Raw genomic sequence first — 14,246 nt, 5'->3', positions numbered from 1 at the left:
TGATCGTCCAGGTGTCGCCGCTGCCCAACAGGCCGGCGAGCTGCTTCTCGGGGGTCTCGGTGACCGTCGCCTTGGCTGCCGCGAGCTGGCCCTGGACCACGCTGTCGTAGGACGGCCGGTCCACGGACCGGAACACCCCGATCGGGGTGTTGCGCAGGTCCAGGCCGGGCAGCCGGGACAGCGCGAAGGCGTACGCCGGGTCGGTCACCGTGGCGTCGTGCACGACGATCTCCTCCGGGCGGACCGAGCCGGTCTCCCGGACCTCCAGGCCGAACGCGCCCGGCGGATGCACCACGCAGAACTGCCCGTCCGCGCCGAAGGTGATCGGCTGCCCGTGCTCCAGGCGGATCAGGTAGTCGTCGCGGGTGGATGGGTCCTTGAGCTGGTCGAACGCCCCGTCGTTGAAGATGTTGCAGTTCTGGTAGATCTCCACGAACGCCGAACCCTCGTGCTCGGCGGCGGCGCGCAGCACCGACTGCAGGTGCTTGCGGTCGGAGTCGATGGTGCGACCGACGAAGCTGGCTTCCGCGCCGAGGGCGAGCGAGAGCGGGTTGAACGGCGCGTCGGCCGAGCCGGCCGGCGTCGACTTGGTGACCTTGCCGACCTCGGACGTGGGCGAGTACTGGCCCTTGGTCAAACCGTAGATCCGGTTGTTGAACAGCAGGATCTTGAGGTTGACGTTGCGTCGCAGCGCGTGGATCAGGTGGTTGCCGCCGATGGAGAGCGCGTCACCGTCGCCGGTGACCACCCACACCGACAGGTCCGGCCGCGACACCGACAGGCCCGTCGCGATCGCCGGGGCCCGACCATGGATCGAGTGCATCCCGTAGGTGTTCATGTAGTACGGGAAACGCGACGAGCAGCCGATCCCCGAGACGAACACGGTCCGCTCGCGAGGGATGTTCAACTCCGGCATGAACTGCTGGATGGCCGCCAGGATCGCGTAGTCACCACACCCGGGGCACCAGCGCACCTCCTGGTCGGACTTGAAGTCCTTCGCGGTGAGCTTCAGGGCGACAGGCTCAGACATTCTTCAGGACCTCTTCCAGCGTCGTCTCCAGCTCGGCGGCCGTGAACGGCAGACCGCGGACCTGGTTGTAGCTGATCGCGTCGACCAGGTAGCGGGCCCGGATGACGTGGGCCAGCTGACCCAGGTTCATCTCCGGGATGACGACCTTGTCGTAGGAGCGCAGCACCTCGCCGAGGTTGGCCGGCATCGGGGCGAGGTGCCGCAGGTGCGCCTGGGCGATGGACAGCCCGCGCTGGCGCACCCCGCGACAGGCGGCGCCGATCGGGCCGTACGTCGAGCCCCAGCCCAGGACCAGCACCCGGGCGTCGCCGTCCGGGTCCTCCACCTCGATGTCCGGCACCGGGATGGTCTCGATGCGGGCCGCCCGGGTGCGCACCATGAAGTCGTGGTTCGCCGGGTCGTACGAGATGTCACCGGTCTTGTCGGCCTTCTCCAGCCCACCGATGCGGTGCTCCAGCCCCGCAGTGCCGGGAATCGCCCACGGCCGGGCCAGGGTCTCCGGATCGCGCAGGTACGGCAGGAAGGTGGTGCCGTCCTCGCCGTTGGGCTTGGTGGCGAACTCGACCCGCAGGTCGGGCAGCGACTCGACGTCGGGCAGCAGCCACGGCTCGGAGCCGTTGGCCACGTAGTTGTCCGACAACAGGATCACGGGCGTGCGGTAGGTCAACGCGATCCGCGCCGCCTCCAACGCCGCGAAGAAACAGTCCGACGGCGACTTCGGCGCGATCACCGCGACCGGCGCCTCGCCGTGCCGACCGAACAACGCCATGTTGAGGTCGGCCTGTTCGGTCTTGGTCGGCATGCCCGTCGACGGCCCGGCGCGCTGCACGTCCACGATCACCAGCGGCAGCTCCAGCGCCACCGCCAGGGAGATCGTCTCGCTCTTGAGCGCCACACCCGGACCGCTGGTGGTGGTGACGCCCAGCGACCCGCCGTACGACGCGCCCAGCGCCGCGCCGACCGCCGCGATCTCGTCCTCCGCCTGCATGGTCAGCACGCCGAAGCGCTTGTGCTTGCTCAGCTCGTGCAGGATGTCCGACGCCGGAGTGATCGGGTACGCCCCGAGGAAGACCGGCAGCCCGGAGCGGACCCCGGCGGCGACCAGGCCCAGCGAGAGCGCGGCGTTGCCGGTGATGTTGCGATACGTGCCCGGCTGCATCTTCGCCGGCTTGACCTCGTAGCGCACCGCGAAATCCTCGGTGGTCTCGCCGAAGTTCCAGCCGGCCTTGAAGGCGGCCACGTTCGCGGCCACCAGCTCGGGGCGGGCCGCGAACTTGCGCTCCAGGAAGCGCAGTGTCGACTCGTACGGCCGGGAGTACATCCAGGAGAGCAGACCGAGGGCGAACATGTTCTTCGAACGCTCGGCGTCCTTCTTGGACACCTCGTGCGCGGCGAGCGCCCCGACCGTCATCGACGTCAGCGCCACCGGGTGCACCACGTAGCCGGCCAACGAGTCGTCGTCCAACGGGCTGGTCTGGTAGCCGACCTTGGCCAGGTTGCGCCGGGTGAACTCGTCGGTGTTGACGATGATGTCCGCGCCGCGCGGCAGGTCGGCCAGGTTGGCCTTGAGCGCGGCCGGGTTCATCGCCACCAGCACGTTGGGCGCGTCGCCCGGCGTGAGGATGTCGTAGTCGGCGAAGTGCACCTGGAAGCTCGACACACCGGGCAGGGTGCCGGCGGGAGCCCGGATCTCGGCGGGGAAGTTCGGCAGCGTGGAGATGTCGTTGCCGAGCTGCGCCGTCTCCGAGGTGAACCGGTCGCCGGTCAACTGCATGCCGTCGCCGGAGTCACCGGCGAACCGGATGACCACCCGGTCGAGTTGACGGATCTGCTTGGTCACTGTGCCACCTTCGTTCGCTGCGCGCGGTCGCGCGGCCGGCTGAACATCATGGTGACCTCGCCTTGCCCGGCCACGGGACCTCCTTGACGCAACGCTGCACCGCACCGCCCCAGGCTGGTCCGGTCCGCTGTCGTTCCTCACCGAGAGCCTACGTCGAACGGACCCCCGACCCTCCCCGGAGGTCCGCCGACTGAGACCCGATCAACGTGATATTCGCCCGTGATTGCGGGGTTTCGCCCCGCCCGCCGTAATTCAGATCACCGTCCCCGGCCGGCCGCGACCCCGGTCGGGGACGGCCAGGGTCGTCGATCGGTCAGTCGGTGGGCGGAGCCGTGGGCTCGGCCGTCGGCTCGCCGAGGCGGCGGCGCAGCGAGGTGGTCGCCAGCGTGAGGGCCAGCACCACCAGCAGCGCGGAGACCGCGATCAGGATGACCGCGGTGCGCTGCACCGAGGTCATGCCGCCGTCGTCGTCGGTGGTGGCGCCCGCCGGGAGTACGCCCTGGGAGCCGGTCGGCGCGGGCGGCGAGACGACCGGCGTGGCCAGCGCGGCCGCAGCGGTGATGCGGAAGCTCATCTGCACCCGCCGGGTCGCGCCGTTGCGCGGGTCGAGTTGACCGATCACCGCTCCGGACAGCGGCGCCTCCCGCTGGGCCTGCGGGGTCGCCTCCACCGGCAGCCGCAGCTCGCGGGTCTCGCCGGCCGACAGCAGACCCCCGTCGCACCGGGTGCGGGACGCCTCGACCGGCAGGCAACCCGCCGGTGGGGTCGGCACGCTCACCCCGGCCGGCAGGATCACCTCCACCAGGCCGGCGGCGTCCACCGTGCCGGTGTTGACCAGCCGCACCGCGAGGGTGCTCGCCGCGCCGCTGATGTCGAACGCGACCTCGTCGGCGGCCAGCGAGATCCCGGGCACCGGCGGGCCGGGCGGGAACAGCACCGCGAAGCCCTGGTCGTCGGCCACCTCGCCGGACACCCCCGGCGCGTCCGCGACGACCTGCACGGAGCCGCTGAGCGGCATCCGCTCCCAGGCGTTGCCGGCGACCCGCAGCCGGATCAGGCTGCTGAACCGGACGCCCGCCTCGGCCGTCCAGGCCCCGCAGTGGTACGCGCCACCGCCCGCGGCGACGCACCCCTTCGTCCCGGCGTCGGTCAGCCCGGCCGGCAGGGTGTACGAGAGCCGGACCCGCTGCGCGGCGGTGCCGGTGTTCGCCACGGTGACCCGCAGCGTGGTGGTGGTGCTGGCGGCGTTCCAGTACGCCTCGGGCAGGGTGACGTCCTCGGTGGTCACCTGCACGCCGAGCGGGCTCGGCGCCGCCGGCGGGGTGCCACCCGGCGCGGGCGGGCGAACCGGGGGCACCGGGGGAGCCGGCGGCCCGGGCGTCGGCGGCCGGGTGCTGCCCCCCGGCGCGGGAGCGGTGGTGGTCGGCGGCGGCGGCACGTTCGGCGCGGTGGTCTGCGGAGGCGCCGGCGGCGTCGTCGCCGGCGGTGGCGCGGTGGTCTCCGGGGCCGGGTTGGTCGGCACGGGATCGCCGCCCGGATCCTGGGTCGGGGTGGGCTCCTGGGCCGGAGTGGTCTCCGGGTCCGGATCGGGTTCGGGCGCCGACTCCGTCACGGCGGCGATCGGGTGGATGCGCGGCACCGCCGCGCTGGCGAGGGCCGGAGCGGCCGCGAGCGCCGCGAGCAGCCCGAGCGCGAGCGAGGCCGCCAGCAGGGGCGTGGGAGGCCGCCCCACAGCCCAGCGTTCGGGCGATACCTTCACGCGGGCCATCTGTCCTCCGGTGCCATGGGTGGAAGTCCAATGTTGGTAACAGTTGCCACAGTGCACTAGTCCCACCTGGAAACAAATCCGTAACGTGTTTGGGACGGCCTGTCCGGGTGGGCGGTAGGCTCCCGGTGTGACCGGTTACCTGGGCTCGTACGCGACGCTCGGGCTCCTGCTGCTCGCCAGTGTCCTGTTCTTTGTGACGGCGTTCTCGGCCAACCGGGTGTTACGTCCCGCCCGTCCGGCTGAGCCGTTCGGCAAGCGGACCAGCTACGAGTGCGGGCTCGACCCGGTCGGCGCCGACTGGGCGCAGATGCAGATCCGCTACTACGTGTACGCCTACCTGTACGTACTGTTCGCGGTCGAGGCGGTGTTCCTCTTCCCGTGGGCGGTGGTCTTCGACCGACCGGGCTTCGGCCTGGTCACGGTGGTGGAGATGGCGGTGTTCGTGGCGGTGCTCGCCCTCGGCATCCTCTACGCCTGGCGTAGGAACATCCTGCGCTGGACCTGAGCGCCCCGACCTCCGGCGATCGTGCCGCTCCGCCGACCGTTCACGTCGGTTGCCGCACCGACCGGGCGACTCAGGCCAGACCCCGCCGGGTCGCCGCGGGCGGACGGTCGCCGCGGATCGAGGCGACCATGTCCAGCACCCGACGCGTGGGCCCGACCTGGTGGGCCCGGAACACCCGAGCGCCCAACCAGGCGGAGACCGCCGTCGCGGCGAGCGTGCCCTCCAGCCGCTCGGCCACCGGCAGGTCCAGCGTCTCGCCGACGAAGTCCTTGTTGGAGAGCGCCACCAGCACCGGCCAGCCGGTCGCGGTCAGCTCGTCCAGCCGGCGGGTGATCTCCAGGGAGTGCCGGGTGTTCTTGCCGAAGTCGTGCGCCGGGTCGATGAGGATGCCGTCGGGGCGTACCCCGGCCGCCACCGCGCGCCCGGCGAGCCCGGTCACCGTCTCGACCACGTCGGCGACCACGTCGTCGAAGGCTGCCCGGTGCGGCCGGGTCCGGGGGACCAGCCCGCCGGCGTGCGAGCAGACCAGGCCGGCGCCGGTGCTCGCCGCGACCCGGGCGAGCGCCGGGTCGGCGCCCGACCAGGTGTCGTTGAGCAGGTCCGCACCCGCCGCCACGGCCTCCGTCGCCACCTCGGCACGCCAGGTGTCGATGGAGATCACCACCTCCGGGAACGCGGCCCGTACGGCGGCGATGGTGTCCACCGTGCGCCGGATCTCCTCGGCCACGTCCACCTCGGTGCCCGGCCCCGCCTTGACCCCGCCGATGTCGATGATCGCCGCGCCCTCGTCGACCGCCCGCTCGACGGCGCGCAGCGCGCTGTCGGCGGCAAAGGTGGCGCCCCGGTCGAAGAACGAGTCCGGTGTGCGGTTGACGATGGCCATCACCACCAGCTCACCCGGGGCGAACGTCCGCCCACCAAGCCGAAGTGCCCCGGCCATGACGCCTCCCGACTGTCCGCACCGTCGCCGCCGCTCCGGCCGCTATCGACGCTAGCCGGTCGGTCGGCCGACGCGCGGGGCGGGCGTGGGCGTGGATCGCGATCGGGGTGGTGGGGTCGCTCCCAGCCGGCTGTCGTGCCACGATCAGTGCATGGGTCAGCTTCTGCTCCTCCTGGTCGTGGCGTTGACCGTCGCGGCGGTGGTTTTCGGCGTGACGGTGTTGGTCAGTGGCCGGGATCCCGGCCTCGCGCCGACCGAACCGGATTCGCAGGCCATCCCGCTGCCGGGCACCCGGCCACTGCGGGAATCCGATGTGGGCGCGGTCCGTTTCGACACCGGGTTGCGCGGGTACCGGATGGCCCAGGTCGACCAGGCGATGCGCCGTGCGGCCTACGACATCGGCTACAAGTCCGAGCTGATCGGCGTCCTGGAGGCGGAGGTCATCGCGTTGCGCGAGGGCCGCACCGACGACGCGGACGTGCTGCGCCAGGCCCGCGAGCAAGCCGCCGGGGCGGTGCCGGGCGCGACCACGGCGGAGTCGGATGCGGAGGTGCCGCCGGCCGACGACCTGCCCGCTCCCACCTCCTCGGCGGCCGACTCCGACGGCGTGGCACCGGCCGACGGCGCGCCGACCGCGCACAAGCCGGCCGACGGCGAGCCGACCGCGCACAAGCTGGCAGCCGGCGATTCGACCGACCGCACGCCGACCGACGGCGATCTGACTGCTGACGAGCCGGCCGAGGACGAGCCGGCCGAGGACGAGCCGGCCGGTGGGGTCGGGCAGCACGGCGCGGTGGTCCGGTCGGAGTCGGCGTGACCGGTCCGGAGGGCGCCGACGATCTTCAGGAGGCGGCGCAACCCGGTGCCGGTGAGGTGACCGCCACGGTCATCGTCAACGCCCCGGCGGCCCGGGTCTTCGCCGCGTTGCTCGCCTGGGAACGGCAGTCGGACTGGATCCCGTTCACCCAGGTGCGGGTCGTCGAGGGCGACGGGCGCGAGGGCAGCCGGATCGAGGCGGTGACCGCGCTCGGCCGGGCGACGCTGCGCGACGAGATGCGGGTGGTCCGGGTCGACGAGCCGTACGAGATCGGCGTGGTGCACCACGGCCAGGTGCTGCGCGGCCCGGGTGTCCTGCGCTGCACCGCACTTGGCCAGGCTCGCACCCAGGTCGTCTGGCACGAGTGGTTCCATCTGCCGGGCGGCCGGGCCGGCCGGCTGGCGTGGCCGGTGCTCTGGCCCGGCTCCAAGCTGGGTCTCACCCAGGCGCTGAAGAGGTTCGGCCGTCTGGTCGAGCAGGGCCGACTGCCCTGACCACGCCCGGCGCCGGCTGCCAGCCCGGCGCTCGGAGGAGATGCCCCACGCGGTGCCGCCACGTCACGGCGGCGCGCAGGTCCCGGGCGATCGAGAGGTACTCGTGGAAGGCCACCCGCACCGGGTTGTAGCTGCCCACGTTCTTGGTCAGACCGTAGACGCAGCGCTCCCGTTCGGCCGCGAACGAGCCGAACAGCCGGTCCCAGACGATCAGGATGCCCCCGAAGTTGCGGTCCAGGTAGCCGCCCTGGGAAGCGTGGTGGACCCGATGGTGCGACGGGGTGTTGAAGACGAACTCGTACCAGCGCGGCATCTTCTCGATGCGCTCGGTGTGGATCCAGAACTGGTAGAGCAGGTTGACCGAGCCGCAGAACGCGACGACCGCCGGGTGTACGCCGGCCAGGATCAGCGGGATGTAGAAAACCCAGCTGGTCAGCCCGGTCCACGGCTGCCGGAGCGCGGTGGAGAGGTTGAACCGCTGCGACGAGTGGTGCACCACGTGCGAGGCCCAGAGGATCCGGATGACGTGGTGGCCCCGGTGTGACCAGTAGTAGCAGAAGTCCTGCGCCAGCAGGATCAGCGGCCAACTCCACCAGAGGGCGGCGATCCGCAGCGGGGTGAGCGCGTAGAGCAGCGCGTACGCGGCGGCGATCGGCACCTTCCAGAGCAGGTCCGTGAAGACGCTGCCGAGCCCCATCGCCAGGCTCGTCGCGGTGTCCGCGCCGCCGTAGCCGACCTCGTCGTCGTCGCGGTGCAGCAGGTAGGAGACCCGTTCCAGCACGATGAGCAGCAGGAAGGCCGGGATCGACCAGGCGATGACGTCCGGAAATTCCTTCATCGCGCCGCCTCCACTCGCCGTCGTCGGCCGGGGACGCCCCGCTGGGTGACCCTGACCTACCGGTCGGTAACAAGCACGATAGGCAGCGAAGTGGCCGGTGGCAATGGGCTGTCGGTGCGATGGCCTAGCGTGTGCGACGTGAGTGACCTGGTGATCGGCGCCGACGGGCTGGCCCGCTGCGCCTGGGGGGCGAGCACCCCGGACTACGTCGTCTACCACGACACCGAGTGGGGGCGGCCGCTGCGCGGCGACGACGCGCTCTACGAGCGGATGACCCTGGAGGCGTTCCAGTCAGGCCTGTCCTGGCTGACCATCCTGCGCAAACGCCCGGCGTTCCGGTTGGCCTTCGACGAGTTCCACATCGCCACCGTGGCCGACTACGGCGAGACCGACGTGACCCGGCTGCTCGCCGACGCCGGCATCGTCCGCAACCGGGCCAAGATCGAGGCGGCGATCGCCAACGCCCGCGCCGCGCTGGAGCTGCCCGAGGGGCTCTCCACGCTGCTCTGGTCATTCGCGCCGGAGCGCCGGCCGGCCCGCCCCGCCTCGTTCGCCGAGCTGGCGCCGATCACCGGGGAGTCGACGGCGATGGCCAAGGCACTCAAGAAGCGCGGCTTCCGGTTCGTCGGCCCGACCACCGCGTACGCCCTCATGCAGGCCACCGGGATGGTCGACGATCACATCGTCGGCTGTCACGTCACCCGCTGAACGGCGGCGTGATGGGATGGCAGGCATGACGACCGAGACCGCGTACCGGGCCGGTGCGGCCGGCAACGCCGACGGGCCGGGCACCTGGGCCGTGCTGCTGCCCCCGGAGCGTTACGAGGCCGAGCGGCTCGTGCACCACGACTCGCTGGAGCTGACCGGGCTGACCAACGTCGGGCGTCCCGGCCCCGGCGACCGGGTGGCGGTGCTGGCCGACGCGCCGCCGCGACTGGTGGCCCTCGGCCGGGTCACGGCGCCGACGCAGCGGCACTCCGAGGATCCGGACGATCCGCAGTCCGACGTCGAGCCGGGGACGCTCGTCGTGACGTACACCCGGCGGGCCTTCGACGAGCCGGTGCCGACCGACCTGCTCACCCTCGACGGGCCGGTCACCGCACTGGAGCCGGCCGCCTTCCGGGCGTTGGCCGACCAGCTCGGCCCGCCCCCGGCGCGGCGCACCTGGCTGGTCAGCCTCGACCTGCCGATCGAGGCCGGCACACCGGCCGAGGCGGTGCGCCTGTTCTGGTCGTACGTGCAGGAGTTGGGGCCGCGCGAGTTGCCGGCCTTCGTGTCACCGGCCGGCGACGAACTGGCCATGCAGGCGTTCGTGCTGGGCGCGGAGGCCAACCAGGACCCGGAAGAGGACGATTAGACCAGCTTGTCGAGTCGCCCCCGCCAGTCGGCCAGCACCGGGCCCGGGTCGGTGTCCAACACCCGCTCCAGCAGCGTGGCGTAGACGTCCCGGAAGTCGGTGGTGTATTTCAGGTCGCCGTCGTCGAGGTCGGTGAGGCTGGGCGCGTCCCCGTGCCAGCCGCCGCGCACCCCCGCGCCGAGCAGCAGCATGTCGGAGGCGGTGCCGTGGTCGGTGCCGTCCGAGGCGTTGGCCCGGACCCGACGGCCGAACTCGGAGTAGACCGCCACCACCACCTTCCGGCCCGCCTCGCTGCGACTCATCCGGTCGGCGAACGCGGTCAACGCCCGGTCCAGCTGCCCCAGCAGGACGGCCTGCAACTGCTTCTCGTCGGCGTGCGTGTCGAAGCCGCCCAGCGACACCGAGAAGACCCGGGTGGACACGTTCGCCTCCACACACTGCGCGACCAGGTCCAGTTGCGCGTCCAGCGGGGTTCGTGCCCCGCCGGTGGCCGTGGCGGGCGCCTGCTCGCCGTCCGGGTCGTCCGCCTCCGCGGCGGCGGAGTCGCGTACCTGGCGGATCATCTCGTCCACCGACCGCAGGTCGGCGAAGCAGGCGGCGGCACGGCCCCGGGCCGCCGACTCGCCCGCCTCGGCGGCGGAGAACGCCTTCAGCGTCTCCGCCGACAGCCCCTTGGCGGCCTTGCGGTCGGTCACCGGCACGGCGGCGCCCGCGCTGTGCGCCCCGGCCAGCAGCGGCGGCAGCGCCGGCTCGAACGAGACGGCCAGCCGGGGGTCGCCGCCCGCCCCGTCCAGCCAGCGGCCGAGCCAACCGGTGTTGCCCGGCCGGTCCGGCTGCGCCGTGTGCCAGATGTCCATCGACCGGAAGTGGCTGCGGTCCGGCTTCGGGTAGCCGACCCCGCGCACGATCGCGAGCCCGCCGCCCGACCAGCGCTGGTGCAGCCCGGCCAGCGCCGGGTTGAGGGCGAAATCGTCGTCCAGCCGCCGCACTTCGCCGTCGGGGTACGCCAGCTCCGGGCGGGCCGCCCGGTAGGCCGGGTCGCCGTACGGGATGACGGTGTTCAGGCCGTCGTTGCCGCCGTAGAGGGTGACCAGCACCAGCGTGCGCGACTGCGGATCACGGTCTCCGGCGGTGTCCAGCAGGTCCCGCAGGCCGTACGCGCCGGCGCCGGCGGCCAGCGCGCCCGCGCCGACCACCCCGCTGGTGAGCAGGAACTTGCGTCGGGTCAGGGTGTCCACTTCTCGACTCCTCCGCTCAGCTGACGGTGTATTCGGGGCTGACCAGGCCGGCGGCCAGCAGCTTGCGCGGCTCGCCGGCCAACGGTGCGAGGGCGGCCCGGGTCCGGGCGCCCCAGCCGTCGACGACCAGCAGCCGGGCCAGAGCGTCCGGCCGGCCGGCGACGGGCGCGGCGGTCAGCCGGGCCAGCACCGCCGGGGTGGCCGCGGTGGCCAGCATCCCGGCCATCCGCAGCCGGGCCTGCAACGACGAGGTGGTCAGCCACGCGGCGCCGGCCGGCCAGCCGCCCACGCTGGGCGGCCGCAGCGGCACCTGGTCCAGCGCGTTCAGGCCGGAGAGCAGTTGTTTGCGCTGCTGCTCCGGCAGGGCGGAGGGCCGGACGCCGAGCTGTCGCAGCGCGCCGACCATCCACTCCACCGGCTGCTTCACGAGGGTGCCCCGGGTCTGGGCGAAGGCCGGCGACGAGAACAGCGTGCGCAGGGTGGCGACGGTGTCCGCGCCGGCCAGGCCGTCCGGGGCCGGGACGTCGGTGCCGGCGTAGCGGAACCAGAGCCGCCCGGCCACGAACGTCGCCGCCGCCGGCTGGGCGGCCAGCAGCCCGGCGTACGCCTCGGCGTCGAAGCGGCCGGTCTGTCCCAGGATCGTCTTCTCCCCGGGGTCGTGCCGTTTGGCCTCGAGACGGGCGACGCCGGTGCGCCGGTCCACCACCCAGCCGGTCAACGCCCGCGCGCCGGCCTTCACGTCGGCCTCGGTGTAGGCGCCGATGCCGAGGGTGAACAGCTCCATCAGCTCGCGCGCCAGGTTCTCGTTCGGCGCCTTGCGGGTGTTCTTCTGCCCGTCCAGCCAGATGATCAGGGCCGGGTCGCGCACCATCGCGGCGACCAGCGGGGCCAGCGGCCCGCGCCCGTGGCGGCGCAGTGTCTCCAACTGGCCCAGCATCACCCGCGCCGACTTGACCTTCTGCGCGCTGGTCGCCCAGTGCCCGTGCCAGAAGAAGAGCAGCTTCTCGGTCAGCCCGTCCTCGGCGGCGACCATCCGGTCCAGCCACCAGAGGGTCAGCTGCTGGAGCTGCTCCCGGCGCTGGGCGTTGGCCTTCTGCCGCTGCTCGCGAGTGGATTCCTTGGTCAGCGCGGCGTACGGGTCCGCGGGCAGCGTCGGCTGCGGGGTGGCCGCGGCGCCCCGGTCGGCTCGCCCGGGGGCGAGCAGGTTGTCCAGGGTCGCCGCCGGCCCGGCCCGCTCGGCCGCGTCCACCTCGTCGGCGGTCGGCCCGAAGGTGGCCCGACGCAGCAGGTGCGCCACCGCTTCACGATCGCTCATGCGGTCCGACGCTAGGCGGCCCGCGTACGAGGACGGTAAGGGCGGGGTGCGAATCGCGTTCAGTGTCCCTCGAAGACCGGTTTCTGCTTGGCGACGAACGCGAGGGTGGCCGCCCGGTGGTCGGCGGTGGCACCGCAGATCGCCTGAGCCTGCGCCTCGGCCGAGAGAGCGTCGGCGAGCGTGCCGGCGTCGGCGATCGAGAGCTGCCGCTTGATGGCCCCGTACGCGACGGTGGGGCCGGCGGCGAGCCGGGCCGCCAGGTCCTGCGCGACAGGCAGCACCTGCTCGTCGTCGTCCGTCAGGCGGGTGATCAGCCCCAGGCGGCAGGCCTCCTCGGCGCGGACCGGCTCGGCCAGCATCAGCAGCTCCACGGCCTTGGCGTGGCCGACCAGTCGGGGCAGCGTCCAGGAGGCGCCGGTGTCGGCGGCGAGGCCGACCTTGGCGAAGGCCATCAGGAAGCTGGTGCTCGGGCCGCCGATCCGGATGTCGGCGAGGAAGGACAGCGACGCGCCGGCGCCGGCGGCCATCCCGCGAACCGCGGCCACCACCGGCTTGGGCAGGTTGGCCAGCCGGGCGGCGATCGGGTTGTAGTGCGCCCGCACGGTGTCCAGCGGCGGCGCGGAGGAGTTGCCCAGGGTGGCCACGTGCTCGCGCAGGTCCTGCCCGGCGCTGAACGCTCCACCGGCCCCGGCCAGCACGACCGCCCGGCAGGACCGGTCGGTCTCCAGCTCGGCCAGCGTGTCCCGCAGCGCCTCCTTCAGCGCCAGGTCGAGCGCGTTCATCGCCTGCGGCCGGTTCAGGGTGAGGGTGACGACGGCGTCGGTCCGGTCGACGAGCAACGGCTCGGTCACGTGTCTAACGACCCTTCTGTCGAACGATGCGGTTGCCGGCGTCGAGGCACTGCTCGACGTACCGGTCGGCGGCCGGACGCAGGCGGGCCGCGTGCCGGTCGAAGAAGCTGGCGGCGGCGGTGCCGGGCCAGCGCTCGGGCAGCAGCGCCGGGGGCAGCTGCGGGTCCCGGAACAGGAAGGTACGCCACGCGTGCACCAGCCGGAAGCGGGCCGCGTACGCCTCCTCGTCGCTGCTGCGCACGGTGACCGCGCCGAGGAGGGGGCGCTGGTCGGCGACGAACCGCTCGTACGCACGGCCGATCTCGGCCAGGTCCCAGGCGCGGCGGACGACGCCCATCGCGCCGGGGGTGCCGGAGAAGTGCGAGGCCGTGAACCGCTCGAACCGGATGCCGGCCTCGGCCAGCAACAGGTCGACGTCCTCGGCGGGCCGGGTCGCCACCCAGGTCTGCTCGTCGAGCGTGCCGTAGCCGAGGAAGCTGAGGGTGGCGGCGAGTCGCTGCCGGTCCCGCCGGGAACCCGGGGCGTCGAGCACGAGCAGATCGAACCGGCCGTCCCAGGTGACCCGACCGGTTCGGTAGATCCGGGCCGCCGCCTCGTCGAGTCGTCGGGCGGCTTTTGGTGTGATCGAATATCCCGGTCCGGAGGCCAGCCGGAGCGGGTCGAGCCAGCCTTGACGCACCATCCGGGACACGGCGGTGCGAACGGCGGGCGGCGCGATTCCCAACGGCGCCAGTAGCTTGACCAGGGCGGCGACCGGTGCCCGGCCACCCCTCGGTCGGAGGTGGTCGCCGTACAGGTCGAAGAGAGCCGACCGTGCCTGCATGACCGCACATTGTGACAGGCCTTCTCAAGATAAGCTAGATGCTGTTACATCAATGCTGCTCCGGTTTGGGTCCGGCGGTGTTCATCAGGGAAAATCGTCTGTCGACACCCCCGCGAGAGTTGCGGGAGGTCGTGACGAAGTGGCTGTGGGGCAACCCACCGACCCTGGTGTAGGTCTGAGGGGAGACAACATGGCGGCGATGAAGCCGCGGACGGGCGACGGTCCGCTGGAAGTCACCAAGGAGGGTCGGGGCATCGTCATGCGGGTCCCGCTGGAGGGCGGTGGCCGGCTCGTCGTCGAGATGACTCCCGACGAGGCCAACGCGCTCGGTGACGCGTTGAAGGCAGCCGCCGGCTGAGTGAGGAGCGACCCGGACGGCGTACGCCGCTCGGAGCGTTTCTTGGACCCTGAGCCACCGGCGAATCCGGTG

The 14,246-nt window shown here is 72.6% G+C and carries 15 protein-coding genes; 6 read left to right on the top strand and 9 right to left on the bottom strand.

Going from position 1 to position 14,246, the window contains the following annotated elements; translation table 11 throughout:
- The 3 genes from AB0J68_RS12705 to AB0J68_RS12695 form a co-directional block, all read right to left on the bottom strand.
- Positions 1 to 1,030, bottom strand: a 1,030-nt coding sequence (locus tag AB0J68_RS12705; protein ID WP_363938317.1) for a 2-oxoacid:ferredoxin oxidoreductase subunit beta, incomplete at its 3' end; no start/stop codon positions are given.
- Complete coding sequence (locus AB0J68_RS12700; protein ID WP_355066715.1) at positions 1,023 to 2,870, bottom strand: 2-oxoacid:acceptor oxidoreductase subunit alpha; 1,848 nt, start codon at positions 2,868 to 2,870, stop codon at positions 1,023 to 1,025. The genes AB0J68_RS12700 and AB0J68_RS12705, both read right to left, overlap by 8 nt.
- A 313-nt stretch (positions 2,871 to 3,183) precedes the next feature.
- Positions 3,184 to 4,638, bottom strand: a complete 1,455-nt coding sequence (locus tag AB0J68_RS12695; protein ID WP_363938314.1) for a hypothetical protein — start codon at positions 4,636 to 4,638, stop codon at positions 3,184 to 3,186.
- 127 nt (positions 4,639 to 4,765) lie between these two features.
- Between AB0J68_RS12695 and ndhC the strand changes: the two genes are divergently transcribed.
- On the top strand, positions 4,766 to 5,143 hold the full coding sequence (gene ndhC / locus AB0J68_RS12690) for an NADH-quinone oxidoreductase subunit A (protein ID WP_354855966.1): 378 nt from the start codon (positions 4,766 to 4,768) through the stop codon (positions 5,141 to 5,143).
- A gap of 70 nt (positions 5,144 to 5,213) precedes the next feature.
- Here ndhC and folP read toward each other — a convergent pair whose 3' ends face one another.
- The gene (folP, locus tag AB0J68_RS12685; RefSeq protein WP_363938310.1) at positions 5,214 to 6,083 is read right to left on the bottom strand and encodes a dihydropteroate synthase; all 870 of its coding nucleotides are present in this window, start codon (positions 6,081 to 6,083) and stop codon (positions 5,214 to 5,216) included.
- A 151-nt stretch (positions 6,084 to 6,234) separates the two neighbouring features.
- Between folP and AB0J68_RS12680 the strand changes: the two genes are divergently transcribed.
- Positions 6,235 to 6,900, top strand: a complete 666-nt coding sequence (locus AB0J68_RS12680; RefSeq protein WP_363938307.1) for a DivIVA domain-containing protein — start codon at positions 6,235 to 6,237, stop codon at positions 6,898 to 6,900.
- Positions 6,897 to 7,394 carry an SRPBCC family protein gene (locus tag AB0J68_RS12675; protein ID WP_354855963.1) on the top strand — a complete coding sequence of 166 codons (498 nt, stop codon included), beginning with the start codon at positions 6,897 to 6,899 and terminating at the stop codon, positions 7,392 to 7,394. The genes AB0J68_RS12680 and AB0J68_RS12675 overlap by 4 nt, the downstream gene beginning before the upstream one ends.
- Here AB0J68_RS12675 and AB0J68_RS12670 read toward each other — a convergent pair.
- A complete protein-coding gene (locus AB0J68_RS12670) occupies positions 7,339 to 8,232 on the bottom strand; it encodes a sterol desaturase family protein (protein ID WP_355132627.1) in 894 nt (297 codons plus the stop codon). The genes AB0J68_RS12675 and AB0J68_RS12670 overlap by 56 nt on opposite strands.
- Before the next feature lie 138 nt (positions 8,233 to 8,370).
- Here AB0J68_RS12670 and AB0J68_RS12665 point away from each other — a divergent pair, with 138 nt between their 5' ends.
- Positions 8,371 to 8,940 carry a DNA-3-methyladenine glycosylase I gene (locus tag AB0J68_RS12665; RefSeq protein ID WP_355066720.1) on the top strand — a complete coding sequence of 190 codons (570 nt, stop codon included), beginning with the start codon at positions 8,371 to 8,373 and terminating at the stop codon, positions 8,938 to 8,940.
- A gap of 25 nt (positions 8,941 to 8,965) precedes the next feature.
- Positions 8,966 to 9,589, top strand: a complete 624-nt coding sequence (locus tag AB0J68_RS12660; protein WP_363938302.1) for a hypothetical protein — start codon at positions 8,966 to 8,968, stop codon at positions 9,587 to 9,589.
- Here the strand turns inward: AB0J68_RS12660 and AB0J68_RS12655 are convergent.
- The 4 genes from AB0J68_RS12655 to AB0J68_RS12640 are packed head-to-tail and all read right to left on the bottom strand — an operon-like array spanning position 9,586 to position 13,816.
- Positions 9,586 to 10,827: a DUF1501 domain-containing protein gene (locus AB0J68_RS12655; RefSeq protein WP_354855959.1), complete on the bottom strand. Its 1,242-nt coding sequence runs from the start codon at positions 10,825 to 10,827 to the stop codon at positions 9,586 to 9,588. The genes AB0J68_RS12660 and AB0J68_RS12655 overlap by 4 nt on opposite strands.
- Before the next feature lie 16 nt (positions 10,828 to 10,843).
- A complete protein-coding gene (locus AB0J68_RS12650; RefSeq protein WP_363938299.1) occupies positions 10,844 to 12,142 on the bottom strand; it encodes a DUF1800 domain-containing protein in 1,299 nt (432 codons plus the stop codon).
- 59 nt (positions 12,143 to 12,201) lie between these two features.
- A complete protein-coding gene (locus AB0J68_RS12645) occupies positions 12,202 to 12,993 on the bottom strand; it encodes an enoyl-CoA hydratase-related protein (protein WP_354855957.1) in 792 nt (263 codons plus the stop codon).
- A gap of 4 nt (positions 12,994 to 12,997) precedes the next feature.
- Positions 12,998 to 13,816 (bottom strand): PaaX family transcriptional regulator C-terminal domain-containing protein, encoded by an 819-nt coding sequence (locus AB0J68_RS12640; RefSeq protein WP_007455243.1) that lies wholly within the window; start codon positions 13,814 to 13,816, stop codon positions 12,998 to 13,000.
- 190 nt (positions 13,817 to 14,006) lie between these two features.
- Here AB0J68_RS12640 and AB0J68_RS12635 point away from each other — a divergent pair, with 190 nt between their 5' ends.
- Complete coding sequence (locus AB0J68_RS12635) at positions 14,007 to 14,174, top strand: DUF3117 domain-containing protein (protein ID WP_007455245.1); 168 nt, start codon at positions 14,007 to 14,009, stop codon at positions 14,172 to 14,174.
- Positions 14,175 to 14,246: the final 72 nt, after the last annotated feature.

This window comes from Micromonospora sp. NPDC049580, from assembly GCF_040675595.1.
In the GTDB taxonomy this organism is placed as follows: Bacteria; Actinomycetota; Actinomycetes; order Mycobacteriales; family Micromonosporaceae; genus Micromonospora.
This window is presented reverse-complemented; position numbering and strand designations above follow the sequence as displayed.